Source organism: Haliscomenobacter sp. (genome assembly GCF_041740695.1).
Classification (GTDB): domain Bacteria; phylum Bacteroidota; class Bacteroidia; order Chitinophagales; family Saprospiraceae; genus Haliscomenobacter.
Genome location: NZ_JBGSLK010000046.1, coordinates 1 through 24,603 on the forward strand (window position 1 = coordinate 1; position 24,603 = coordinate 24,603).

Genomic DNA, 24,603 nt, shown 5'->3' on the forward strand with positions numbered 1-24,603 from the left:
GCGGTGGCGGTGGTTACGGCGGTGGTCGTGACGGCGGCTACGGTGGTGGTCGTGACGGTGGCGGTTACCGGGACAAAGGCGGCAGTGGCGGTAGCTACGGCGGCGGCAGTTTCGGCGGCGGCGGTTACCGTGACAACAAAAGCAATGACTACGGCACCAATGACCGTTACAAAGAAGACGACGATCGGTATTAATCGATCAACACTACTCGTGTAAGGATAAAAAATGCGGGCACCTCTGGTATAAGAGGTGCCCGTATTTTGTTTTAAGAAATTATAAACCGCTCAAAAATTGAGCTTTAAAGTTGTTGGAAATATTTTTGTTTAAAAAATTTTAAAATCATTTGTTTTTTAAAACTTTTAATTTTATCTTTGTTGTGTTGCCAGCAGGTGCAGAGAGGGTTACCTACTCAACAACTGTTGAATGTTTTACTCGCTTAAAAAAACAACCATCATGGGCGCATCACAACCAAGATACTACACCAACCAATCCAATGAAAGCGGGCCGCGCCGTAATGGACGCCCCTCTGCTGGAATTGCAAACCACAACAATCCTGAAGACAATTATCCAAATTTGATTGACCTCGTTCGTCAAACCTGGATGGGCATCGGCAAGCTTTATGTTGCCGGAAAATATTTGGTGCACTCGATCAAGCACAATTTGTTTGAAAAACCACGGGTACCTTATTTTAAACTTGGTATTCTGGCGGTGGCCATGTTTCTGGTCTTTAAAGAAGACCTGCGCTTCACCCTGAACCTAAAACTACCCTCTTGGTTGATCGGGCGATCCGCACTAAATAGCGATCAGACCGGAGTAACTCAATTCGGAATGGCTCAATCGATTGCACTGCCGACAAAACCAAGCAGTACGGAGTCGACACGAACATCAAATCCGCAGGAAGCACAAATTGATGCCTACATCAAACGTTTCCGCAAAGTAGCCGTAACCGAAATGCAACTGTATGGAGTGCCAGCGAGCATCAAAATGGCACAAGCCCTGTTAGAGAGCCAAGCAGGTACCCTCAACGATGCTGTAGTAAGCAACAATCATTTTGGCATTCCTTTACGCAACACACCCGTAGCTACAGCATGGGAAAGTTGGAGGGCGCATAGCCTTTATCTGCGCAATGAACATCCTGAATTGTTTAAATATGGAACCAATTACAAACGTTGGGCCAAAGCTTTGGGGAAAATGAACTATAACCCCATGGATGATTACGCTCAACACCTTACCCAAATCATCGAACATTATCAATTGAATAAGTTGGATGCCATGTAGTGGGGCAAAAATAAATTGTTCATTTTGCCAAAGGATTAGATAAGACACTTGAAGTAAAACGTTTACTTATCTAATCCTTTGGCAAAATGAACAATTTATTTTTTTATCGCCCCTATGGGTGCAGAACTATGAGCTTGATGATTAAGAATAGTGCCGAATGATTTGTTTCAACCTTTTTAAAGCTGTTGAAGATTATTCAAACAAGCTCCACACCTAGTCTTTCCTATCTTGCTTTCCTTATATCTAAGTGGTTTTCTCATGAATGATGGGCCGTACCGACTGAGGACGGCCCTTTTTTATTGAAAAGCGATTTGGTCTTGGCTTCTTGATTTTGATCCATAAAATACCAACGCTTAAATTCCTTTCGTCGACTCTCTCCTGCTATCGGGCATTTTTTTCCATTTTTATCCAACACTTCTACTTCATCTGCGATTAAACAGGTTTACTGGGCAATAAAGCAATGTAATTTTGCACCCTTAATGTCCATCAAACTGTAAACATGAAATATTCTATCCTTTTCCTGATCGCAACCTTTTATTCTTGCTTCACATTTTCGCAAAACCCCAGCGATAAACCAGAAGGCAAACCCTCTATAAAGGGTAAAATTGCTGGTGTTTTAATTGATTCTTCAAGTCGTCAGCCCGTGGAGTTTGCTACGGTAATGTTGGTCGATGCTCAATCTCAAAATCAGGTCGATGGTTTGACTACTGATGAAAAAGGAGAATTCAAATTCAGCGAGATAGGATTGGGGAAATACCAATTGGTCTTTTCATTCATTGGATACAAAAGTAAGACACTTTTAAACATCACATTGAGTCCGGAGAAGCCGGACTTCAATACCAATACCATTTACCTTAACCCGGATAGTTATGTGTTGGAAGGTGTGGAAATTGTGGGCCAGACTGCTATCGTTGAAAACAAGATTGACAAACTGGTGTACAATGCCGAAAAGGATGTGTCCACAGCTGGTGGGGATGCCTCCGATGTATTGTCCCGGGTTCCTATGCTTTCGGTGGATGTCAACGGCGCGGTCAGTTTGCGTGGCTCTAGCAACATTCAAATTTTGATCAACGGACGGCCTTCGGCCATTTTTTCAGGAGGTGTAGCCGAAGCACTAAAATCTATTCCTGCTGAGCAAATTAAAAGTATTGAAGTCATCACCAGCCCATCGGCGCGTTATGATGGAGAGGGCAGCGCGGGCATCATCAACATCATTACACGCAAAAAAGCACCCCAGGGATTCACGGGAAATGTTTCGGCATCTGTAGGTACCCGTTCCAACAATGGCAACCTGGGGCTCAACTATGCCAAAGGCCGCTTTGGTCTCAGTTTCAGTGGTGGATTCCGGAGTAATCCTTCCCGGCCATCCATCAGTGAATTTGTACGCAGGGATTTCCTAGCAACAGGTGAACGAGTACTGACTCAGAATGGGGAGGGAGATGGTAAAAACTTTGGTGGACGAGGCAACCTCGAACTCAGTTACGACCTCAACGCCTACAACCGTATTTCCTCCAATGTCAATTTTGGAGGCAGGGGTAGAGAAAGCACTAATTTTACGGACGCCTTGTTTATCGATCCAGCAGCTAACCTCCGCCAGGAATACACCCGGGAATCATTTGGGGACAGCCGAAGCAATGGCCTGGATTGGAGTTTTGATTACCGCCGAACTTTTGTCAAACCTGGAAAAGAACTGACTTTTGCCGTTCAGTTGGAAAATGACAAGGATCGGGTGGAAAACCTGGTGCAGCAATCCGGAAATGATTCCACGCTGTTCCGCAATGAAAGCAATGGCAATCGCTCCCGCAATGGTGAAACCCTGGTCCAATTGGATTATACCCATCCCTTTGGTGAAAAAGTAAAATTTGAAACCGGGGTGAAAGGGGTTTTCCGCATCATCACTAGCGATTTCAATTACCGCAATTTCGATGCAAATACCCAAACCTTCATCCTCGATGAATTGCGCTCAGATCAGTTCGATTACCTCCAAGATGTTTTTGCCGGGTACGCCTCATTCAATGTGGAATTATCCGAACGGTGGGGCCTTTTAGCTGGTGCTCGTTACGAAGGTACCAGCATCAGTGGCGATTATGATAACGCTGAGCGTCAACCTTTCTCCTCCAGCTATGGAAATATATTGCCCAGCGCAACCTTGAATTACAAGCTCACCGAATTGAGTGGCATCAAATTCAGCTATGGACAACGCATCCAACGCCCGGATGAAGACTTTGTTAATCCTTACGTCGCCGTGAGTGACCCCCGCGACATTACGGTTGGAAACCCCTTACTCCTCCCTGAAATAACCAATCAATACGAACTGACCTTCAATAAATCCGCCAAAGCGTTCAACATGAACATTGGTACCTTTTACCGGGCCACCAACGACATCATTGAGCCCATCCTGAGCATCATCGATGATGGAGTGAGTTTGACTTCTTACCAAAACATTGGCAAAAGCGCTACCTTTGGTGGCAACCTTTTTGCCTCGGTTACGTTAAAGGACAAGCTCCAACTAAGAGGAAATGCGACGGTCATTCATTACAGTGGAGAAGGGGTTGTGAATGGCGTGCGCCTGACCAACTCAGGTGCCTATTGGAATGGAAACTTGAACCTGAGTTATACTTTTTCCAAAACCCTTCGTGCCGAAGTAAATGGATTTTACTCTGCACCAAGGGTGAGTTTGCAGGGCTCCCGGTCAGCCTATTCCCGAAGTTCTTTTGCAGTACGCAAAGACATTTGGAAAAAGAAGGCTTCGATTGGTATCGTAGCCGTTCAACCTTTTGCCAAATATTTGAAATTCCCCAACCGCTTAACTGGGGCCAATTTTGAGCAGTTCAGCCAAAACGCGATTGCTCAACGTTCTTACGGGATCAGCTTTAGTTACCGCTTTGGCAAACTGGACTTCAAAGAGCGCCGAGAAGGAGAACGTGGTGATGACCAGCGCTACAATAACGGTGAAGGATTCTAATGCCTTAGACATTCTTTTCACTAAGTCGAATTATTCAAATTGAACCAATTGTTTACTAAACCGTATTTACACGGATTCAAGAATGAAAAAGTCCATTTTTACTCTACTTTTTATCGTTGGTGCTACTTTGTCGTACGCCCAACAGCCTGCAGCTAAACCTGCTCAAGACACCACCAAAAAGCCCAACCAATCCTGGCCTGGCGCAAACCCCAATGCGACTGCTCCACAAGGGAAAATGCCTCCTGGGACTGGCCCGGCCGGTGCCTGGCAGAATCAAAGCGCTGGAATTACTGGGCGTATTTCGGGTATTTTGCTCGATTCCAGCTCCCGGCAACCCGTTGAATTTGCTACGGTGGTACTCATCAATGCTCAAACGCAAAAACAAATTGATGGGGTTGTTACTGATGAAAAAGGATCTTTCAAATTCCCCGAGGTCACTCTAGGGAAATACGATTTGGTTTTTTCCTTCATCGGTTACCGCAACAAGAGCATCAAAGGCATTACCCTGACGCCGCAAAAGCCCGACTACAACGCTGGAAACTTCATGCTGGCAGCGGAGAGTGTCAACCTGGCCACAGTGGAAGTAGTAGGCCAGCAGGCGGTGATGGAAAACAAAATTGACAAGTTTGTGTACAACGCCGACAAGGACATCACCACCAGTGTTGGCGATGCTTCGGATGTGCTCCAGCGCGTACCCTTACTCGCGGTGGATGGCGATGGGAGCCTTTCCTTGCGTGGATCCAGCAATGTACAAATCCTGATCAATGGCAAACCTTCGGCTCTTTTTTCGGGCGGCAACGTCGGTGATGCCTTAAAATCCATCCCGGCAGATCAGATCAAAAGTGTGGAAGTGATCACCAATCCATCAGCCAAATACGACGGCGAAGGCAGTGCGGGGATCATCAACATCATCACCAAGAAGAAATCGGCGGAGGGCTTTACGGGAACCATCTCTGCATCGGGAGGGACTCGCTCCAACAACGCCAACCTTTCCTTGAATTACCAAAGAGGTCGCTTCGGCTTGAATTTCACCGGGGGAAGTTTTTACACCCCACCACGTCCTTCTAACTCCACCTTTCTGCGTGAGGATTTCCTGAGTACTGGAACCCGTACTCTGGAGCAAGAAACCAATGGCAACAGCAGTTATTACGGTCCGCGTGGTACCTTGGGCATGAATTACGAATTCAATGCCTACAACAGCATCAATTCCTCGTTGACGTTTAATGGTTTTGGCCAGATTCAGGACAATACCACCGACGCATTGTTTCTCGATCCCGCTACTGGTTTCCGCCAGGAATACACCCGGGTATCTGATGCCAATTCCCTGCGGGGAGGTTTTGACTGGAACTCCGACTACCGCCGTACTTTTAAAACGCCGGAACAGGAATTGGTTTTTTCCTTTCAATTGACTGGCCAAAACAGTTTCACCAAAAACAGTTTGAGCCAATCCGGCAACGACGCCAGTTTGTTGCGCGATGAAAAAAACGACAACCGGGGTATTAATCTAGAGTCCACCCTCCAATTGGATTATGCCCATCCTTTTAGCAAAAAAGTAAAGCTGGAAACTGGCTTAAAAGGGGTAATGCGCGACATCGATAGCGACTTTTCCTACAGTGCTTTGGATCAAAGCAGCCAGCAATACGTGAAAGATCTACAACGCTCCGACCTCTTCTTGTACGATCAAAATGTATTGGCTGCGTATGCTTCTTTCAACATCAAATTGGGTGAAAAATGGGGCATCATTGCGGGCACCCGGTATGAGCGGACCGATATTGCGGGCAATTACCGGAATGAGGAAAGGGTTCCCTTTAGCTCGGATTACGACAACTTTTTGCCGAGCGTCATCTTGAACTACAACCTGAAAAAACCAGGCTCTTCGGTGAAGTTGAGTTACGCCAACCGCATCCAACGCCCCAGTTTGCGTTTTGTGAATCCCTACATTGAGCTGACTGACCCACGGGACATTACGGTTGGAACGCCGCTTTTGTTCCCCGAACAAACCGACCAACTGGAATTGAATTACAATACTTTCCTAAAAGGTGGGGCGGTCATCAACGCGGGTATTTTTACTCGCTTTACCAATGCCATCATCGAACCTTTCACCATCGTCATCAACGATGCCGACAACATCCCGGCTGAACAGGCTGCATTGATCAATAGCATCAAACCCTTCCTGGGGCAAATCGACGATGGCATCAGCATCACCACCTATCAAAACATTGGGAAAAGTACAACGATCGGCTTTAATGTCTTTTCCTCGGTAACCATCAAAAAAGTACAACTCCGTGGCGGGGCGACCGTTTCGCACTACACGGGCGAAGGCATCCTGGGCGGCGAACGGGTTAGCAACTCCGGCGTTGTCTGGAACGGCAACCTTAATGTGAACTGGACGCTATCAAAAACCTTGCGTTTTGAAGCCAACGGTTTTTACCTCTCCCCACGGGTAGGTATCCAAGGTGTGCGTTCTGCCTATACACGCAGCACTTTTGGCATTCGCAAAGAGATTTGGAAGAAAAAAGGCAGCATTGGCATCGTGGCGATCCAACCTTTCAAACGGGATGTTACTTTCCCCACTCGATTGGAAAGTGCTTCTTTCCGCCAAACGAGTTCCTACTCCTTTGCGCAACGCTCCTATGGCCTGTCCTTCAGCTACCGTTTTGGTAAACTGGACTTCAACAAGCCGCCTAAAACACGCAACTCCAAAATCAAGAATGATGATTTGAAAGATGGCGGAGAGAGTAGTGGATTTTAAGGAGTGAAAAGTGAAAAGTGAAAAGCAGGTACACCATTTGGATTTCACCGTTTGGTATATTTTTCACTTTTCACTTTTCACTTTTTTTATATAGCACCGCTCTTCCATGCTCCGTTGTAGAGACTTTAGTATACGCTTCCTGAAGCTGCGCCTGGATTTCCGCAGTGTATGGATGGTTTTCGCGCTCCTCTTGCGGACTCAATAACAACACATAATCAATCTCTTGCCCCTGCGTACGTCGCTGGTAACTGAGTATATCTGCACGAGGTGGCCGATGATCAAAATTGATGCCGTCCTTATCCGTTTGGGTGTACATGTTGGTTTCCCAATGGGCAACGGTGGGGAAATACCAAAAATTGGCCTCGTAATTGTCGGAGATAACCAGGCTGCTTTGTGCGCCGAGGTAACAATCGATGTGGTTAAACAACCAAATTTTATCCGCTATGGCTTTCCCCTTTGGCGTATGCCCAGTCCAATCGTAATTCAACACCAATAGGCGCGACTGGTCAGGGATTTGGTAGCGCAGGGAATACACCTCTTCCGCATACTCCGACGCTGCCCGGTGGATAGGCAGCCGCACCCACAAAAAAGCTAAGGTAGCCAGCAGACCAAATCCCACACAAGTTTGTTTTAACCAGGTAGGGAATTTCACAGTAGTCATCCAAAGCAATAGGGCAATAAAAGGGATCATCACCATCCGCAGAGGAATTTCCAGGCCGCCCATCAGGCCAGAAGGGGGAAACAAAATCACCCCAAAACTGATGGCCACAAAAATCAATAAACCATCACTTTCCAAGTAGCGCCGCTCGCGCCAGCGCAAACGGATGGCCAGCGCAAACAGGAGAATACAAAAAATACTTGCGGCGGCTGCCACTGCGTTTTCGGCGCGACTCAGGTTGATCAAAGCAGTGAGCCGAACCAGATTATCCAGGATGTTGACCCAACTCGGCCCCGTTTCAGGTCGCCACTCCCGTTTGAGGATAAATTGGGCAAAAAGAATCAGCCCAGGGAGGCTCAGCAAGAACACCTTGCCGCCTTGCAACAACAGATTTTTCAAGCCAGTTTTCCAGTTACTTTGTTGTCGTTGGTAAAAAAACTGCCCCAACAACATCGCCAGGATGCTCAATCCAGCAAAAAACAGACCAATGGGGTGCGCCAAATACAAGGCAAAAAGTAAAAGGGCCAAGCCAAATAAGGCAAAAACATTTCTGGAGGCCCGCACCTTCCACCAATACCCCAGCACCCAAAACCACAGCGCCAGACTCAGTGCATTGTTTAAAAAGCCCATCATGACAATGTGATTCCAGGCGAATAAAATACCCAGACCACTCAAAAAAACAGCATCAGGATTGATCTGTCGACATAAAAATCGAAAGCCGCCTGCGAAGAGCAAAATGTACAAACTGAAAAATAGCTTTTCGGCTACCGGAGCAGGAAAAAGCATCAGCAGCGGTACTTGCATCAAATTGGTTAGCCAATTGGGATCCAGATTGGGATTGAGAAAATAAAAGGGTTTGTAAAAATCCAGCGCTTCACCTCGGTACCAATCGAGTAGAATTTTGGAATTGTACAAATGGCAAGGACCATCGCCAGTGACAAAAAAGGCGACTGACCAAATGGGGAGGAGGGCAAGAAGCAGGAGGAACGTGAAAAGAATGGGTTCGAAGGGCGTTTTTTTCATGGCAACAAGGGTCTGCATGTTGTTTGTAAACGCAAGATAGTGCAACGCAATAGAAAAACACAAAAAAAACTCACCCAGGAGCGCAATCTGAGAATACGTACTTTCCGGAAATCAGGAAAATGCTATCTCTTGGCCCTGCCTGGGTGAGTTGGAGCTATTTCAAGTTCTTAACGACTATCGATTGTCTCTCAGTTTTTTAGCCTCTTCAAGGTGCATGGCTATTTGCATACGGGTCTCATCAAGGTGTGCTTTCAGCGCCTCACTTTTGGCAAAAGCAGTCAACTTAGTGTCGATCCATACTAGCGTATCCGTGTGGCCTTTGATCATCGCATCAAGATAAGCTGCTTCAAATCCTTGGCCCTCCATTGCAGCCAGTTTGGCCAGTTCTTCGTTGCCTTTTTTCTTGAACTCCTTGATTCTTTCGGTCTCTTCGGGTTCAATGTTGATGCTGTCGCCCAGTGCCAATGTTTTTTCCAAATTGCTGCTGTGGTGCTTACTCAGCATCATGGCATACTCCGATACCCGCGCACTGAGTTCCTTACTTTTTGCAGCTGCAGCTGCATCGATTTCGTGTTGGTTTACAGAGGTGTTTGGGTTCCTTTTGTGTAGGTACCATTCATAGCATCTCTGGCCATCTCTTGGTCAAAAGCCATCCTTGCTTCTTGAGCAGTTGTGGTCCCATCCAGAATGTCTCGCGTTAGCTTAAGGGAACGTACATTTGCCCCATTTGTTATATGAAATGCTCAATGTGTTGCTGCGTAATTATGAAAGCCAGGAAACCCTATGGCATATTTTTCTTTCAAAATTAATCTGTGAATCATGTAACTCTTCTCAGTTAGCATGTAACGCTTTATTGGGCTAACAACAATATTTTTGCGGTGTACCATGCAACAACTGGATGGTAGAAGCTTTCAGGTTACACAACCGCTAAAAAAAATTATGAACGATGATGATTGAAAAAAAAATCCCTATGCAACTTGTTTGTTTTTCCCATTTGCCCTGGAAGTTTGTTTACCAGCGTCCACAGCATTTGATAAGCCGCTTTACGAAAGAATACACTGTTTATTATATAGAAGAGTTTGTCCACAGTACCGAAGAAGATGGCTACTCCATCAATGCTACCAATGAAAACGTCAAAGTCATTGTGCCCCACTTGTGCAATCGCGTTAATGGAGTACAAAATGAAACAAAAAGAAAGGAACTTATTCTAAAAAATCTTTTCAAAGAGCATTCCATACAATCCTACATTTTCTGGTATTACACACCAATGGCACTTGCCTATACCGCTCATTTTAATCCCTTAGCTACCGTATACGATTGTATGGATGAGTTGAGTGCTTTTAAATTTGCACCACCTGAGCTAAAATTATTGGAACAACTATTGTTCAAAAAAGCGAACATCGTTTTTACCGGTGGCAACAACTTGTACAAGGCAAAAAAGTCGCAGCACCACAACATTCATTCTTTCCCCAGCAGCATTGATAAAGCCCATTTTAAAGCAGCCAGAGACATCAATGAGGAGGTGGCAGACCAGTCAGCTATACCCCATCCCCGTTTAGGGTTCTATGGGGTAATCGATGAACGGTTTGACATTGAGTTAATCAAGCAGGCCGCGGATGCAAAACCTGACTGGCATTTTGTTATGGTAGGGCCCGTTATAAAAATTGATGTAGCCACATTGCCTCAAAATAAAAACATCCATTATCTCGGTCCTAAAACTTATGAGGAGTTGCCATCCTACCTAAGTGGCTGGGATATTGCATTGATTCCTTTCGCCATCAATGAATCTACCCGGTACATCAGCCCGACCAAAACACCGGAATACCTTGCCGGGGGAAAGCCGGTAATTTCTACCGCCATTACCGATGTAATCCATCCTTATCATGAGTTGGGCTTAGTGCACATTGTACAAAATGCAGAAGATTTGGTACAAATGGCCACATCAGAATTAAGCATAAGCGACAAGATGGAATGGCTGGGCAAGGTTGATGAATACCTCAGTACCATCTCATGGGATGCCACCTGGGAAAGGATGCATGAATTGATGCAAAATGAAATTGAGCCGAATCAAAATTTACTAACCGACAAAATCAATCAATATGTATGATTATTTGATCGTAGGGGCAGGACTGGCAGGATCAGTACTGGCAGAGCGATTGGCATCAAAAGCCAATAAAAAGATTTTATTGATTGACAAGAGAAATCACATCGGCGGGAACACTTTTGATTATTACAACAGCGATGGTATTTTGGTACATAAATACGGGCCTCATATTTTTCATACCAACAGCAAAGATGTTTTCGATTACCTCAGCAACTTTACGGAATGGCGGCCTTATGAACACCACGTATTGGCAAGTGTGGATGGGCAGTTGGTACCCATACCCATCAACCAAAATACCGTCAATGCCTTGTATGGATTGAATCTTTCTCAGCTCCAAGTACAGGACTTTTTTAATTCAAAAGCAGAAAAAAAAGACCAGATACTCACCTCAGAAGATGTGGTGGTAAATGCTGTAGGTAGAGAACTGTACGAGAAATTTTTTAAACATTATACAGTTAAACAATGGGCGCTAGACCCATCTGAACTGGATGCTTCAGTCACGGCAAGGGTACCTACCCGAACCAATAAAGACAACCGGTATTTTACGGATAGTTATCAGGCAATGCCCCTGCATGGTTACACCAATATGTTTCACCGCTTATTGGATCATCCCAATATCAATATAATGCTCAACACGGATTATAAAGACGTGGTTGGTGAAATCAAATTTAAAACTTTAATTTATTCCGGGCCTATTGACGCTTATTTTGATTTTTGTTTCGGAAAACTTCCTTACCGCTCCATCAATTTTAAAAGCCAAACCATTGACAGTGAAAACTACCAGCCAACCGGAACAGTCAATTACCCAATGAGCCAGGCGTATACCCGTATCACGGAATTTAAACACCTAACCGGGCAAAAGCATGATAAAACCTCTATCGTGTTTGAATACCCAACTGCCGAGGGTGACCCCTACTACCCCATACCACGTAAAGAAAATACGGAGACATACAACCAGTATAAAGCGCTGGCAGCATTAGAACCCAATACGTTTTTCACTGGACGGCTGGGGACTTACAAATATTACAATATGGACCAGGTAATCGCTCAATCTCTAACCTTGTTTAAAAAAATAATGCAGGCGGAACAGCTCCATATCAAGCAGGAACCCAACAAATCATCAAATGGCACAGTACAGTTGGTTCCGAATATCCAAAAACAATGAACAATACCAATCCATTTCATTCTTTTTGGATGGCTGGTTATGAGTGTGCCGACCACTTAAATGCTTTTGGTTCAAGGGTTGACCTGATCAACAATACTGGCCACCTTCATTTAATTGATACCGATTATAAAAACCTTTCTCCATTTAAAATTTCTACCGTACGTGAAGGAATAAGATGGAGCAAGGTAGAAACAAAACCTTATCAATACGACTGGTCTGTGGTCGGTACGATGATACAAAGTGGCCAGGCCAACAACATACAGCAAGTTTGGGATTTATGCCATTTTGGCTACCCAGATGATTTAACTCCACTGCATCCCCACTTCACCAGTCGGTTTGTTGCATTGTGTACTGCATTTGTACAATTTTATAGAAGCATTGATGCTACGTCCATTTTAATTGTTACGCCAATCAATGAAGTAAGCTTTTTATCCTGGCTAGGAGGGGATGCAAAGGGCACCTCACCTTACTGCACCAACCAGGGCTGGGAGGTGAAGTACAATTTGATGAAAGCGTACATCAAGGGAATTGATGCCCTAAAAGCTGTTGACCCATCCGTACGTATTTTAACTACTGAACCACTAATCAATATTGTGCCCTGTAATGCCGCAACAACTGAAGAAATTGAAACCGCGGCAGCATTGCATGAAGCTCAATTTCAGGTGACCGAAATTTTGTGTGGCAGGATGTGCCCTGAATTAGGAGGAAGCCCAGATTACCTTGATATCCTGGGGTATAATTTTTATTACAACAATCAATGGACAGCAGCACCACATGAATTTTTGGATTGGAAAATAGGCGAGCTAAATCCCAAATTTATTCCTTTGCATCATTTGCTTGTTTCCGCTTTCAAAAAATACAATCGCCCATTTGTACTAACCGAAACAAGCCATCCAAAAGAAGACCGGCCACTGTGGATTAAAATGATTACCGCCGAATCACAAAAACTTTTACTAGCAGAGCTTCCTTTTTGGGGCATTTGTTGGTATCCGATGGTCAATAGGCCCGATTGGGATTATTTGCATGATTGGCATTATGCAGGAATTTGGGATGATGTGTACACCAAAGATTCGCCAGTAAGAGCTTTGCATGTACCCAGTGCAGAAGCACTGTTGGAGGCACAAAGCAGCTTGAATAAATACTCCTTTTTATAAAATCACAACATGCACGGAAGCAAATTCATGTTTGCCACTGGAATCGAAAATAGTTATCCCAATATTTTGTTGCCAGATGGTACTACCAAGCGGGTAGATGAAATGGAGAAGACAGGTCATTACCTCCATTGGGAAAAAGATTTTGATTTGGTAAAGGAAATGGGGATAGAATTTTTGCGCTATGGCCCACCCTACTACAAAACACACATAGCACCTGATACATATGACTGGTCTTTTACAGATGTTACGTTTAACCGGCTAGAGGAAATGGGCATCACCCCATTGGTCGACCTCTGTCATTTCGGGCTGCCTGATTGGCTAGGGGATTTTCAAAATCCTGAGTTCCCTCATTATTTTGCTGAGTATGCATCAGCCTTTGCCACCCGGTTTCCTTATCTGCAGTTTTATACACCGATCAATGAAATATTTATAGCTGCCATGTTTTCTGCACAATACGGCTGGTGGAACGAAAGGCTAAGTTCTGATGTAGCTTTTGTAACCGCATTGAAAAATCTGTCAAAAGCAAATGTCATGGCCATGCATGCCATTTTAAAAATACAACCAGAAGCAACGTTTATCCAAAGTGAATCCACCGAATATTTTCATGCTACCGAACCAAGCGTATTACCACTTTCCCGTTTTTTAAACCAAAAGAGATTTCTGTCACTTGACCTTACGTATGGCTTTCCCCTCAATGTTAACATGTATGAATACTTGCTGCAAAATGGAATGACTAAAAACGAATACAATTGGTTTGTACAAAATCAGGTAAAAGCAAAATGCATAATGGGCAATGATTATTATGTAACCAATGAACACCTTGTACACCCCGATGGGCATACACAAGCAGCAGGAGAGATATTTGGGTACTATGTTTTAACCAATCAGTATTACAACCGGTACAAATTGCCCATCATGCATACCGAAACAAACATAAGAATGCCCGCGTGTAAAGAGTGGCTGTTAAAACAGTGGGCCAACCTGCACCGGCTTAAGCAAGATGGAGTGCCGATTATCGGCTTTACCTGGTATAGTTTGCTACACCAGGTTGATTGGGATTCTGCACTGAGAAATGATGCAGGAAACATCAATGAACTGGGTTTGTACGACTTAGATCGAAACATCATGCCAGTGGGCGTAGCCTATAAACATTTGATAAAAGAATGGAAAGACATTCTCTTGGAAGAAAGTTATGGACTTCTATTTCAGCACCATTAGACTTCATGAACAGAAGCTCAAAAAGACCCCGTTGTGGCTACGTAGTGGGGCAAAAATAAATGTTCATTTTTCTTGAGCCAAAGGATTAGATAAGACACTTGAAATGAACCGTTTACTTATCTAATCTTTTGGCAAAATGAACACTTATTTTTTTATCGCCCCAAGTGAGCTTCTGTTTATAAAGTCTATTGATTACCTGAAGAAAACGGTTTCTTCTTTTATGATATCAGCAGTATAATGGGAAAATAAATCATGAGCGTCAATACGATCCGCATTTACTTGCGCTTTATTGTTTATTGAAGGCACCTCTTTAGAAGGCTGGACAGACGCATTTACAGCATCTTTCCTTTGTACGTCTTTATTTAAAGCTTTTCTTTTCAATCCTAGTTTGAAATTTTTCATTTTTGGGAATTTAAATTTGAATGGAGGAAACTTTGTACCAATGTAAGTATACCCCACGCAGGGCGGTACACCTACTTACGGGTACAAAATTAAGGCAATTAGCTATCAAAGATGTTACACAATTATTGGTTTATGTTACAAGATTAAGTAAATTTAATCTGTAAATTATGTAATTATTTTTCAAAATCGTGTAACACTTCGTAAGATTTAAGGCCAAACCTTTACACAAAGTTCTTCCTCCAATCGCCCTTCATGCACCTACGGTTTTGCAAAATCCCCGAAAAAAAATCTCCGTTTGCTCCATTTTTTTCAGAACTTCGCAAAGCCGCAGTAGCGTAGCTGCAACGCCCAAAAGATACGTATAACCATAAATTCAATCAAATAAAATAATATGACGGGGCATATATTAAAGTCTGACCCAATTCTTGAAAAGATCATTCTTCAAGTTCCTCAACCACAAATAGCGACAACCAACGATGTTTTTCACGATCTGATGAGTTGTGTTTTAGAACAACAAATTCATTACAGAAGCACAAAAAAAGTATTCCAGAAAATGCTTAATTCAGCTAAACTAGAAAGACTTAGTCCAGCTAATTTTTATCAATTTGAGGAACGGGCTTTGGGCAACATAAAATTAGCTGCCGGAAAATATGAAACAATAGTTGGTGTTTTAGCGCTTTGGGAAGCAAACAAAATGGATTGGCAACTGTTACAGGACGATGAAGTCGTTTCAACTTTGTCTACCGTAAAGGGAATCGGAAATTGGACGATTGACATGATTTTATTGTACACACTGCAACGACCAAATATTTTCCCTTACGATGATTTTCACCTCAAACAAATAATGGTTTCACTGTATAAATTAGACCCCAAAGCAAAATTGAAGGCTCAAATGATGGAAATTGCTGAAAACTGGGGAAATCAAAAATCACTAGCAGTGCTCTATTTGTTAGCCTGGAAACAATACCAAAAAAGCCTATGAAACGTTCAGGGTCAGCAGATTTGGCATTAATGGGGGGAAGCATTCCCTACTGGTTATTTGAAAGAATGACCAAATTGAGCCTGCCTATTGTAGAATCCATCCTTTTGGAATACGGCAAACAAGAATTTTTGAAAAGGCTTTCTGACCCCTTTTGGTTCCAAAGTTTCGGCTCAGTCATTGGTATGGATTGGAACTCATCAGGAGTGACCACCGCCGTGATGAGTGTCTTGAAAAAATCGCTAAATCCTCATTCCAAAGCCTTAGGAATTTATGTTTGTGGAGGCAAAGGAAAAGATTCTTTGCAGACCCCCAATGAATTGCTTGCAGTTGGCGATAAAACGGGAATAAATGGAAATGAACTTGCCAAATACAGCAGACTTACAGCCAAAGTGGATAGCACCGCCATTCAAGATGGATTTCAAGTGTACATGCACTATTTTGTAGTAAGCGACAATGCGGATTGGTCGGTGATACAGCAAGGAATGCAAACGGAAACCGCAAAAGCCAGGCGATATCATTGGAATTCAGCGAGCATACAGTCCTTTGTGGAAGAACCCCACACGGCAATTTGTGGCGATTTTCAGGGTGAAATTTTAAACTTGGTACACAAACAAGCCCAACCCACCCAGTCGGCAATACTCGCCATCGCCAAAGAAGCCCCCGAAAAAATGCTGGAAGAAATCAAGCATTTAACCATGCCGTCACACCACGACATAAAAGCAAAAGACGTTGATTTGAAGCGACTTGGTAGCATTTTGTGGTTGGCACAAGAAAGCGAAACCCAAAATTTTGAAGACTTACTGTTGCTCAAAGGACTGGGGCCTCGAACTTTACAATCACTAACGCTGGTCAGCGAAGTAATCCACGGCACGCCTTCCAGATTTACAGATCCGGCAAGGTTTGCGTTTGCTCATGGTGGTAAAAGTGGTCGTCCCTTTCCTGTTCCAACCAAAGTGTACGATGAAACCATCGAAACACTTAAAATTTCGGTAGAAAAAGCGAAATTAGGGGACAGTGACAAACAAACCGCCATCAAAAAATTAACCCAACTGGCTCAACAAGCGGAAGAGAATTTTACGCCAAATGACAATTTTGAAGCCCTCTTGCAAAAAGAAAAAGACGATGCTTGGAAATATGGTGGGCGGACAATTGATGGTTACTCGGAAGAACAGAACGAATCACAATTGTGACAAAATGAAAAATCACCAAAGCCAGCAAAAAATACAGCGGTACCTTATCGGCAACCACCAACCGACACACCACGAATAGACCAACACCACAATGGACGAATCAGTATTGATAAACTTCATAAAGACCAACGTTCCAAATGTTCCCATTGACGAGCAATCGCTTCTACTCATTGCGGAACAGTTTGAAGAAAAAAATCTTCACAAGGACGAATATCTTCTAAAAGAGGGAAAAATTAGTGGTTACTATTTTTTGGCCAAAGGATTTTTAAGGGTATTTACGTTTGACACAGATGGAAATGAAGTCACTACTTATTTTTATTCGCAAAACCGAGTCGTTTTTGATGCCGCTTCATTTTTCCTAAAACGGCCTTCCAGCGAGCACATTCAAGCCATGACAGATTGTACAGTCTATTCAACCAACTTTGAAAAACTGAACAAGCTATTTCATTCTGTAGCAGCATTTAGAGAGTTTGGCAGACAAATGATAGTGGACGAATTTGTAGCCTACAAGCAACGAACACTTGCGATGATCAACCAAAGTGCAGAAGAACGTTATCTCAAATTGATTGAAACCAATAATGATGTTTTCCAATATGCTCACCTTAGTCACATTGCCTCTTACCTCGGCATAAGTGAGCGAACCCTAAATAGAATCAGACAAAACGCTACAAAAAAGTAAGCCCATCTCATTTTACGCCATTTGTCGTACCGATTTGGAGATGAACGCCCGTCCTTTGCATTAACAAAATTTCAATGCAAATGGAAAATATCCCTTTTTCGGTGTCCACTGGTATGAAGCCGACAATATTAATCACATTAGCCACCGGCAAAACGGGCTATGCAAGTACAGTACAACTTTTGCAAGAAGGTTATGCTGTTAGAATTTATGTACGGTCAAGAAATGCAAAAGCACTCGAGCTAGAAAAACTCGGTGCGGAGATTGCCTTGGGCAGTTTTAGTGATAAACAACAACTAAAACGAGCATTAACCGGTATCGACAATGTCTATTATTGCTATCCCTATACATCAGGAATGGCAAAGGATGTTGCCCTATTTATTGAAGCCGCCAAAGAAGCCAATATCAACGCTGTTGTTTTTATGGGGCAACGTATTGCAGAATTTGCTGACACGGGAAGTGCACTGACAACTGATGTGAGAAAGTCCTATGACTTGTTTACGAGTTCGGGACTCAATGTGGTACTTTTTGCACCTGGATATTTTGCCGACAATGCCTTTGTGATTGCTGAATATGTTTTACAATTGGGCTTAATGCCTAATCCATTTGGCAAAGGCAAAAACCCTTGGATTTCAATTGAGGATATGAGTCGTTGTATTGTTTCGTTGCTCAAAAAGCCGGAACCCTACTTTGGACAAAAACTTTTTCCTACCGGGAATAAATCAATTTCCCCAGCAGAAATGGCGGCAATTTTCTCCAAAGTGCGTGGCCTCAAAGTAACCAAGATAGACATTCCTGACTGGTTGTTTTTTAAAGCAGGAATAATGACTGGAATGGATTTTGGTTTTGACAAGTTTGCCATTGTGCAATCCACGTTTTACAATCGACAAATGCAAATGAATAGATTTGATATTGAGCCTACTAACGTAGTGAAAGAACTGACTGGCAGAGAACCTGAAGACTTTGAAACCATTACCAGACAATATTTTGATAACTCATCTTTTAGACAACGAACACTTTTATCCTGGCTAAAAACAGCCATAAAATTCAACATAATGCCATTTACCAAAGTGCCATCCAAAAAAGAAAGAACTCAAATTAACCAATGAAGAATGCCAGTAAATAAAAGCGCTTTGGTGTAATGGGCAGGCATAAAAGACCGCACTACTTGTCGCAAATGCCCCTCACAACGTCGCATTCGCCGACTTTAGCCACAAAAAAGAAAACTATTTTTGTGTTTCACAAAAACAGAAAATGAGAAAGTTAAAATTACAAATGCGCATCTCCGTCGACGGATACGTTGCAGGACCAAATGGTGAAGAAGACTGGGACCTAAAGTCAGATGAAAAGCTTTGGCAGCTCATCGATGAACTACCCGATAGTTCGGACACCCTGCTGCTCGGCAGAAAAATGGCCGAGAACTTCATCCCTCATTTTGAAGGATTTGCGCCCGACAGCCCCAAAGTTAGTTTCGCCCAGAAAATGGTAAACATTCCAAAAATTATTTTCACCAAAACACTGGACAAACCATTCGGCAAAAATACCTCCCTTGCCAAAGGAGATCTGGCAGCCGAAATGGCAAAACTGAAAAACCAAAACGGCAAAGACATTTTGGTTTACGGCGGTGCTGGGTTTGTTTCGTCCCTGATTGCTGGCGGACACATTGATGAATTTTACTTCCTTGTAATTCCCGTCATGATCAACAAAGGAATGAGAATTTTTGACCTGCTCGACCAGCGCCAAAAACTTTTTTTAATCAGTGCGACACCATATGAATGTGGCGTGTCGGTGCTTCGCTACCAATTGAACAAGGACTAATTTGAAGTTCCAAACCACAAAAAAAGCAGATGTGCCTCAAATGTTGGTTACGACGAATCGGGCAATTTGCTAATCCTTGAAACCGTTCCCTTAAAAATGGCATTCAAAGAGCGCCCCAGCGGTTTGGAATTTGAATCAGGCAGTGGGGGCTTTGGTCGACCATCGGCGACTATTTGAAATTTGCCTCCCTTTTTCAAAATAGGTCACGCTTCAAGATCAATAAAATCATTGAAGAAAGTGGGAAAAATCATCCAAACTGCTTGACGAAATGTCCACAATCTACCCTTCCAAAATCGGTCTCGAACTCCTGCTCCCCATCCTCTTCATTCTCTTGAGCACGAGTACCCTCATGGTCACATCCAAGTCCTGGCCCGGATTATTGATCATTTTGGCGGTTTTGGCCTTTATCCTGCACCTGTTTTTAAACACCAATTATACCATAGAAGGCCATCAATTGACAGTCAAATCCGGTTTTTTGTACCATTCGACCATTGATATCCGTACCATTACCAAAGTTTCCGAAACCAACAACCTGCTCAGTTCTCCAGCTATTTCACTGGATCGTTTGGAAATCCGTTACCCTGCACACAACAGCGTGCTCATTTCCCCACGGGACAAACAAGCTTTTTTGGATCATCTCCTCCAGATCAATCCCGAGATCAGTATCCAGTACAAAAAAAGATAAAATCTACTCAGACACCGCCACCCCCACAAACGAATCCGCTGTCCCATAATACAACCACCACTTCCCTTTAAAATAAACCAGCCCTTCGGCAAAGGTTGTCCCAGCCTGGTATTGCCCACTCACCTCGTGAGGCAAACTCGGCTTGAGGAAAGGCTCGTCCAGGCGGCGCAGCATTTTTTCGGGGTTGCTGGCGTCAAAAGTGACCCGGCCTACCGAGTAAGTACCCTTGGGCAGTTTGGGATCCGCCTTCTCGTCGGTGCTGTTGCGGCCATTGTAAAAGAGGTTGATTTCGTTATTGATGATGATGGCCGGCGGCCCACACTCGGTCAGGCTGCTGTCAAACATACCCGGGCGGGTGCGGATGACGGCCTTGAGTTCCGTTTTTTCGTCCACGGCGGGATACCAATCGTAAAGGTTATCCGACCAGGCCAGGTTGACAAACAACTCGCCCCAATACATCCAATACTTGCCGTCGATTTTGGCCAATACTTGTTTGCCCTTGACCATTTTGGTGATCATAGAGCCCGATTTGCAGGCCATGTCCAGGAATTTGCCGTTGTAAGCTTTGGCAAAGGCGGGGCCTTTCTTTTCCCAGGTTTCCAGGTCTTTGGAAAAAGCGATGCACAAACGAGGCGTTTTATAATTCCAGGCGGTATAGGCCACTACATACTGCCCATCCTCAGTTTGGGCCAGGCGCGGATCTTCACAACCACCGGGGAAATCGTATTGGTTTTGGGCATCGTTGTCGGGATACAAAACTGGCTTGGGGTGTTTGGTGAAATGGATGCCATCCGTACTCTCCGCCAAACCCAGGCGTGAAGTGCGCCCACCCAAATGCGCAGCGGGATTGTCTTCGCAACGGTACAACAAAAACACCTTGCCATCTTTGACAATGGCGCCGGGATTGAACACATCCGCCCTTTGCCAACGCACGGTTTGTTTTTTGACGGGGTCAAAAAAAGTAAAACTGGAATCGGCCTTTAATATGGGATTTTCAGCAGGTTTGTAAAAAGACAACTTTTCCAGACCGTTGTGCATCTTTTGGACAGCACAGGCCGAAAACTGTAGGGCAATGAGTAGAAAAAGGCCGAACTTGCGCATGTTGAATAGGTTTTGCAACGAATGTAGGCATAAGCTTGTCTTTTTTATGATAACTGTTGAGAAAGTTGAGGAAGGTTGAGAAGGTTTAGGCTACCGCGAGTAATTTTGACAAAGTCCTTGTTTAAGTCGCTCGCGGTAGCTTAAACCTCACTAAACCTTCTCAACCTCCTTCAACCAAATCAATACCAATGATCATCGAACACCTGGCCATCTGGACCCAAAACCTGGAAACACTAAAGGATTACTACATACAATACTTTGGTGCCCAGCCCAATGACAAGTACACCAATGTTCAAAAACAGTTCCAGAGTTATTTTTTGAGCTTCGCTTCGGGCGCACGCCTGGAGTTGATGAGCCGCCCCGATATTCCCGCAAATGCCAACGACCCGGTGAAGGCACAATACCTGGGTTTAATCCATTTCGCTTTTGGTGTAGATACAATGGCGGAGGTGGACCAAAAAGTGGCGGAATTGCGTGCGGCGGGCTTCCCGATCCTGAGTGGGCCACGCAAAACGGGGGACGGATACTACGAGTTTGAAACCTTGGACCCGGATAACAATCGGATTGAAGTGTCGACTTTGTATCGGTAGCAATCCCGTCAACCTTCGTACCTACTCACCTGAGGTGAATCTTTAGTGTCTTAGGTTTCTTAGGTGGTGAAAAAGAAAGCGACTTATTTTTCACCACCTAAGAAACCTAAGACACCAAAGGTTCACCTAAGATGCGTTGATTGTTAAGGCTGCCGCACCGCCTGCCGCGCCAGCAACTTCCAGCCTGCCCCCTGCTTTTGCCAGATTTGCAACACCAACAGTTTCACCGCCCCTGGCTTACCCCCATCATTGATGTTCCCGGCCAATTTGTGGCGCACAATCGCCGTTTTGCCCGCCATTTTGATGCTTTGCTCCGTCAATTCCATGGTGAGAAAGTCGGACTCACCCGTTGAAATGGCTTTGACCAGCATGGCTTTGTCTTCAATTTTACCGCTAGAGTGACCATAGCTCAACTCAGGTGCCAAGATGGCTTCCAGCCCGGCTTTGTCCGCGTCAATCATGGCCTTGCGCCAGGCTGTGACTGCGTCAGCCACTTGTTGTTCCGCTTTAGACTGCGCAAAACTGCTGCCAGCCAAAGCCAGCGCAAAAAGCAGAAGGATTGATTTTTTCATTTTCATGTATTGTTTATAGTTATGTATACAAGCGCTAAGGCAATGCATAAGCCACGTACTGATTGCCCTTGGGCGTACCCAATTTGGTGCCCCCACAAGCCAGCACAATGTACTGTTTGCCATTGATGGCATAGGTGGCCGGCGTAGCAAAAGCAGCGGCAGGCAATTTGGTTTCCCACAGCACGTTGCCTGTTCTTTTATCAAAAGCCCGAAACATGCCGTCTTTGGTCGCTGCGATGAAGAGCAAACCAGAGGCGGTCACCACCGGGCCGCCGTAGTTTTCCACGCCTGTATTCCGAATTCCTCTTGCTACCAGGGTCGGTTCTTCGCCAAAAGGTACCTGCCATAGGTATTCACCCGTGTTCAGGTTAATGGCACTGAGTTGTCCCCAGGGTGGATTGATCGCGGGCAGCCCTTTGCTGTCAAGAAATTTATTGTAGCCCGTGCTGTAGAAAGGCAATTGTACTGGTTTCGGAGCCCCGGCCACGGTACCCACTTCTTTTTTCTCATCCCCAAACAGATAGGCTACCAAAGCTTGTTTTTCGGCGGCGGAAAGCGCCGGAAAGCCTGGCATCATCCCTTTGCCCGCGCTGGTGATTTGGGTAACAAACTCCCGGTCGCGTTTTTTCTCAATGTCAACTAAAGAGGGGAAGCCACTTTTGGCATTGCCTTTCCGGTCTACACCGTGGCAAGAAGCACAGGTGCTGAGGTAGACCTTTTCCCCAGGACTGGCGTTGGCCAGCAAATCGGTGGCGGGTGGTTTCATGGTCAAAATCCAGGCCATTTCATTGCTGTTGACGTAGAGGATACCCTCGGGGTCGGCAGCGGCACCACCCCATTCGGCACCACCATCGTAGCCGGGAAAAATGACGGTGCCTTCGATACTGGGTGGATCGTAAAAGCCCGTTTTGTACTTGCGGAAATTTTGCATCAACTCCTCGCGGTTTTCTGCGTAAGGGCTGATGTCATTTTCGGTCAACGCGCTGGATTGTCGTGCGTAGGGAAGGGGTAGGGTAGGGACTGGCTGGGTTTTCCAGAGCTTTTCCCCTTTCAAATCCGAAGCAGCCACGGGCACTTCTTTGATGGGGTAAATCGGTTCGCCAGTAACCCGATCAAATACAAATACAAACCCCTGCTTGGTTACCTGCGCTACCACGTCGATGGATTTGCCATTTTTTTGCAAGGTCATCAAATTAGGCGGAGCGGGCATGTCGCGGTCCCAAACGTCGTGGTGAGTCAACTGGAAATGCCAGAGGCGTTTGCCAGTGCGAGCGTCCAGGGCTAGCAGGCAATTGGCAAACAGGTTTTGTCCTTTGCGGTTGCCGCCATAGAAGTCGTAACCTGCCGAGCCGGTGGGGACATACAAGATGCCCCGCTTGCGGTCTACGGCCATACCCGCCCAGTTGTTGGCGGCACCAGTGTAGGTATTGCGATAGGCGTCTTTGGGGAAAGTTTTGTAGCCATATTCACCTGGATAAGGGATGGTGTGAAAAGTCCAGGCCAATTTCCCCGTACGCACATTGAAGGCGCGGATATCGCCAGGCGCTGCGTCGGAGCCTTCCGAAAGCCGCAGGGGCATCACGATCAGGTCTTCAAAAATGGTACCTGGCGTATTGGAAATGACGAATTTTTTCTGCGCAATTTCAGGCAGCCCGGTATGCAAGTCCACCTTGCCTTGGTCGCCAAAGCTGGGGATGGGTTTACCCGTCTTGGCGTTCAAGGCCCAGAGGTTGGGTCCGGCGGTGTACAAAATGCGCTGCTCTTCTCCATCGGTCCAATAGGATACGCCTCGGCTGGTACTGGCCCAGTTTTTTAGAGGATCGCCAAAACGCCAGAGCTCCTTCCCGGTTGCGGCATCTAGCGCAAAGGCTTGTACGCTAGCACTTACACCGTACAATATGCCATCGATGACCAGCGGATTGACTTGCATTTGCCCGGAGTCAGGCAGGGAATAGCGCCAGGCGATTTTGAGTTGCTCGACATTGTTGGGGGTGATGTGATCAAGTTCGGAGTAATGGTTGCGGTCGGGACCGCCAAGGTAATCGGGCCAATCGGAACCAGCGGGATCGGTGTCCGCATTGATCCAGGCCAGGACGCTCAAAAAGAGCAGCCCAAGTAGGGAAAAAATAGCCAAACGTTTCATAGCACTTGCTTGCGAATTGATGAAGGAAGAGTTGGCTAAAATAGCAATTTTTTGGTTTAGGGAGGTTGAGAAAGTTTAGGGAGGTTGAGGCTACCGCAGCAATTTTGACAAGGACATCGTCTAAGTC

Annotated in this window: 19 protein-coding genes and 2 pseudogenes; 15 read left to right on the forward strand and 6 right to left on the reverse strand. The window is 45.0% G+C overall.

Annotated features, from left to right (window positions below):
- The 4 genes and pseudogenes from ACEW9O_RS10220 to ACEW9O_RS10235 form a co-directional block, all read left to right on the forward strand.
- Positions 1-194 (forward strand): annotated as a pseudogene (locus ACEW9O_RS10220) (RNA-binding protein); the annotation flags it as partial.
- Between the two features lie 259 nt (positions 195-453).
- The gene (locus tag ACEW9O_RS10225; RefSeq protein ID WP_373550061.1) at positions 454-1,278 is read left to right on the forward strand and encodes a glucosaminidase domain-containing protein; all 825 of its coding nucleotides are present in this window, start codon (positions 454-456) and stop codon (positions 1,276-1,278) included.
- Positions 1,279-1,777: 499 nt separating this feature from the next.
- Positions 1,778-4,243 (forward strand): TonB-dependent receptor domain-containing protein, encoded by a 2,466-nt coding sequence (locus ACEW9O_RS10230; protein WP_373550062.1) that lies wholly within the window; start codon positions 1,778-1,780, stop codon positions 4,241-4,243.
- Positions 4,244-4,325: 82 nt separating this feature from the next.
- A complete protein-coding gene (locus ACEW9O_RS10235; RefSeq protein WP_373550063.1) occupies positions 4,326-6,995 on the forward strand; it encodes a TonB-dependent receptor domain-containing protein in 2,670 nt (889 codons plus the stop codon).
- A gap of 70 nt (positions 6,996-7,065) precedes the next feature.
- Here ACEW9O_RS10235 and ACEW9O_RS10240 read toward each other — a convergent pair whose 3' ends face one another.
- Positions 7,066-8,694, reverse strand: a complete 1,629-nt coding sequence (locus ACEW9O_RS10240; protein ID WP_373550064.1) for a hypothetical protein — start codon at positions 8,692-8,694, stop codon at positions 7,066-7,068.
- A gap of 156 nt (positions 8,695-8,850) precedes the next feature.
- Positions 8,851-9,249, reverse strand: a pseudogene (locus ACEW9O_RS10245) (DUF4142 domain-containing protein); the annotation flags it as partial.
- A gap of 397 nt (positions 9,250-9,646) precedes the next feature.
- Here ACEW9O_RS10245 and ACEW9O_RS10250 point away from each other — a divergent pair.
- The 4 genes from ACEW9O_RS10250 to ACEW9O_RS10265 are packed head-to-tail and all read left to right on the forward strand — an operon-like array spanning position 9,647 to position 14,317.
- Entirely contained in the window at positions 9,647-10,783 is a 1,137-nt protein-coding gene (locus ACEW9O_RS10250) for a glycosyltransferase family 1 protein (protein ID WP_373550065.1), read from the forward strand.
- Positions 10,776-11,945: a UDP-galactopyranose mutase gene (glf, locus tag ACEW9O_RS10255; protein ID WP_373550066.1), complete on the forward strand. Its 1,170-nt coding sequence runs from the start codon at positions 10,776-10,778 to the stop codon at positions 11,943-11,945. The genes ACEW9O_RS10250 and glf overlap by 8 nt, the downstream gene beginning before the upstream one ends.
- On the forward strand, positions 11,942-13,099 hold the full coding sequence (locus ACEW9O_RS10260; protein WP_373550067.1) for an amine oxidase: 1,158 nt from the start codon (positions 11,942-11,944) through the stop codon (positions 13,097-13,099). The genes glf and ACEW9O_RS10260 overlap by 4 nt, the downstream gene beginning before the upstream one ends.
- Positions 13,100-13,108: 9 nt before the next feature.
- On the forward strand, positions 13,109-14,317 hold the full coding sequence (locus ACEW9O_RS10265; RefSeq protein ID WP_373550068.1) for a family 1 glycosylhydrolase: 1,209 nt from the start codon (positions 13,109-13,111) through the stop codon (positions 14,315-14,317).
- A 192-nt stretch (positions 14,318-14,509) separates the two neighbouring features.
- Here ACEW9O_RS10265 and ACEW9O_RS10270 read toward each other — a convergent pair whose 3' ends face one another.
- Positions 14,510-14,719, reverse strand: coding sequence for a hypothetical protein (locus ACEW9O_RS10270; RefSeq protein ID WP_373550069.1), 210 nt, complete (start codon positions 14,717-14,719; stop codon positions 14,510-14,512).
- Positions 14,720-15,110: 391 nt separating this feature from the next.
- Between ACEW9O_RS10270 and ACEW9O_RS10275 the strand changes: the two genes are divergently transcribed.
- The 6 genes from ACEW9O_RS10275 to ACEW9O_RS10300 all read left to right on the forward strand — a co-directional run bounded on the left by ACEW9O_RS10275 (position 15,111) and on the right by ACEW9O_RS10300 (position 20,070).
- Positions 15,111-15,701, forward strand: coding sequence for a DNA-3-methyladenine glycosylase (locus ACEW9O_RS10275; RefSeq protein ID WP_373550070.1), 591 nt, complete (start codon positions 15,111-15,113; stop codon positions 15,699-15,701).
- A complete protein-coding gene (locus ACEW9O_RS10280) occupies positions 15,698-16,891 on the forward strand; it encodes a DUF763 domain-containing protein (RefSeq protein ID WP_373550071.1) in 1,194 nt (397 codons plus the stop codon). Before ACEW9O_RS10275 ends, ACEW9O_RS10280 begins: the two co-directional genes overlap by 4 nt.
- Before the next feature lie 91 nt (positions 16,892-16,982).
- On the forward strand, positions 16,983-17,570 hold the full coding sequence (locus tag ACEW9O_RS10285) for a Crp/Fnr family transcriptional regulator (RefSeq protein ID WP_373550072.1): 588 nt from the start codon (positions 16,983-16,985) through the stop codon (positions 17,568-17,570).
- An 80-nt stretch (positions 17,571-17,650) separates the two neighbouring features.
- On the forward strand, positions 17,651-18,676 hold the full coding sequence (locus tag ACEW9O_RS10290; protein WP_373550073.1) for an NmrA family NAD(P)-binding protein: 1,026 nt from the start codon (positions 17,651-17,653) through the stop codon (positions 18,674-18,676).
- Positions 18,677-18,821: 145 nt separating this feature from the next.
- Positions 18,822-19,385 carry a dihydrofolate reductase family protein gene (locus ACEW9O_RS10295; RefSeq protein ID WP_373550074.1) on the forward strand — a complete coding sequence of 188 codons (564 nt, stop codon included), beginning with the start codon at positions 18,822-18,824 and terminating at the stop codon, positions 19,383-19,385.
- A gap of 268 nt (positions 19,386-19,653) precedes the next feature.
- Complete coding sequence (locus tag ACEW9O_RS10300) at positions 19,654-20,070, forward strand: PH domain-containing protein (RefSeq protein WP_373550075.1); 417 nt, start codon at positions 19,654-19,656, stop codon at positions 20,068-20,070.
- A gap of 3 nt (positions 20,071-20,073) precedes the next feature.
- Here the strand turns inward: ACEW9O_RS10300 and ACEW9O_RS10305 are convergent, their stop codons facing one another.
- A complete protein-coding gene (locus tag ACEW9O_RS10305) occupies positions 20,074-21,171 on the reverse strand; it encodes a glycoside hydrolase family 130 protein (protein WP_373550076.1) in 1,098 nt (365 codons plus the stop codon).
- Positions 21,172-21,359: 188 nt separating this feature from the next.
- Between ACEW9O_RS10305 and ACEW9O_RS10310 the strand changes: the two genes are divergently transcribed.
- Entirely contained in the window at positions 21,360-21,761 is a 402-nt protein-coding gene (locus tag ACEW9O_RS10310; RefSeq protein ID WP_373550077.1) for a VOC family protein, read from the forward strand.
- 143 nt (positions 21,762-21,904) lie between these two features.
- Here ACEW9O_RS10310 and ACEW9O_RS10315 read toward each other — a convergent pair whose 3' ends face one another.
- Both ACEW9O_RS10315 and ACEW9O_RS10320 read right to left on the reverse strand, forming a co-directional pair.
- On the reverse strand, positions 21,905-22,333 hold the full coding sequence (locus ACEW9O_RS10315) for a nuclear transport factor 2 family protein (protein WP_373550078.1): 429 nt from the start codon (positions 22,331-22,333) through the stop codon (positions 21,905-21,907).
- A 34-nt stretch (positions 22,334-22,367) separates the two neighbouring features.
- The gene (locus ACEW9O_RS10320) at positions 22,368-24,476 is read right to left on the reverse strand and encodes a PQQ-binding-like beta-propeller repeat protein (RefSeq protein ID WP_373550079.1); all 2,109 of its coding nucleotides are present in this window, start codon (positions 24,474-24,476) and stop codon (positions 22,368-22,370) included.
- Positions 24,477-24,603 lie beyond the last annotated feature (127 nt).

Bases quoted from the DNA above. Each gene is read 5' to 3' on its own strand.
- ACEW9O_RS10315 (WP_373550078.1), bottom strand. From the start codon at position 22,333: ATGAAAAAATCAATCCTTCTGCTTTTTGCGCTGGCTTTGGCTGGCAGC.
- ACEW9O_RS10305 (WP_373550076.1), bottom strand. From the start codon at position 21,171: ATGCGCAAGTTCGGCCTTTTTCTACTCATTGCCCTACAGTTTTCGGCC.
- ACEW9O_RS10260 (WP_373550067.1), top strand. From the start codon at position 11,942: ATGAACAATACCAATCCATTTCATTCTTTTTGGATGGCTGGTTATGAG.
- ACEW9O_RS10280 (WP_373550071.1), top strand. From the start codon at position 15,698: ATGAAACGTTCAGGGTCAGCAGATTTGGCATTAATGGGGGGAAGCATT.
- ACEW9O_RS10285 (WP_373550072.1), top strand. From the start codon at position 16,983: ATGGACGAATCAGTATTGATAAACTTCATAAAGACCAACGTTCCAAAT.
- ACEW9O_RS10240 (WP_373550064.1), bottom strand. From the start codon at position 8,694: ATGCAGACCCTTGTTGCCATGAAAAAAACGCCCTTCGAACCCATTCTT.
- ACEW9O_RS10250 (WP_373550065.1), top strand. From the start codon at position 9,647: ATGCAACTTGTTTGTTTTTCCCATTTGCCCTGGAAGTTTGTTTACCAG.
- ACEW9O_RS10320 (WP_373550079.1), bottom strand. From the start codon at position 24,476: ATGAAACGTTTGGCTATTTTTTCCCTACTTGGGCTGCTCTTTTTGAGC.
- ACEW9O_RS10265 (WP_373550068.1), top strand. From the start codon at position 13,109: ATGCACGGAAGCAAATTCATGTTTGCCACTGGAATCGAAAATAGTTAT.
- ACEW9O_RS10275 (WP_373550070.1), top strand. From the start codon at position 15,111: ATGACGGGGCATATATTAAAGTCTGACCCAATTCTTGAAAAGATCATT.
- ACEW9O_RS10300 (WP_373550075.1), top strand. From the start codon at position 19,654: ATGTCCACAATCTACCCTTCCAAAATCGGTCTCGAACTCCTGCTCCCC.
- ACEW9O_RS10230 (WP_373550062.1), top strand. From the start codon at position 1,778: ATGAAATATTCTATCCTTTTCCTGATCGCAACCTTTTATTCTTGCTTC.
- ACEW9O_RS10295 (WP_373550074.1), top strand. From the start codon at position 18,822: ATGAGAAAGTTAAAATTACAAATGCGCATCTCCGTCGACGGATACGTT.
- ACEW9O_RS10225 (WP_373550061.1), top strand. From the start codon at position 454: ATGGGCGCATCACAACCAAGATACTACACCAACCAATCCAATGAAAGC.
- ACEW9O_RS10270 (WP_373550069.1), bottom strand. From the start codon at position 14,719: ATGAAAAATTTCAAACTAGGATTGAAAAGAAAAGCTTTAAATAAAGAC.
- glf (WP_373550066.1), top strand. From the start codon at position 10,776: ATGTATGATTATTTGATCGTAGGGGCAGGACTGGCAGGATCAGTACTG.
- ACEW9O_RS10290 (WP_373550073.1), top strand. From the start codon at position 17,651: ATGGAAAATATCCCTTTTTCGGTGTCCACTGGTATGAAGCCGACAATA.
- ACEW9O_RS10235 (WP_373550063.1), top strand. From the start codon at position 4,326: ATGAAAAAGTCCATTTTTACTCTACTTTTTATCGTTGGTGCTACTTTG.
- ACEW9O_RS10310 (WP_373550077.1), top strand. From the start codon at position 21,360: ATGATCATCGAACACCTGGCCATCTGGACCCAAAACCTGGAAACACTA.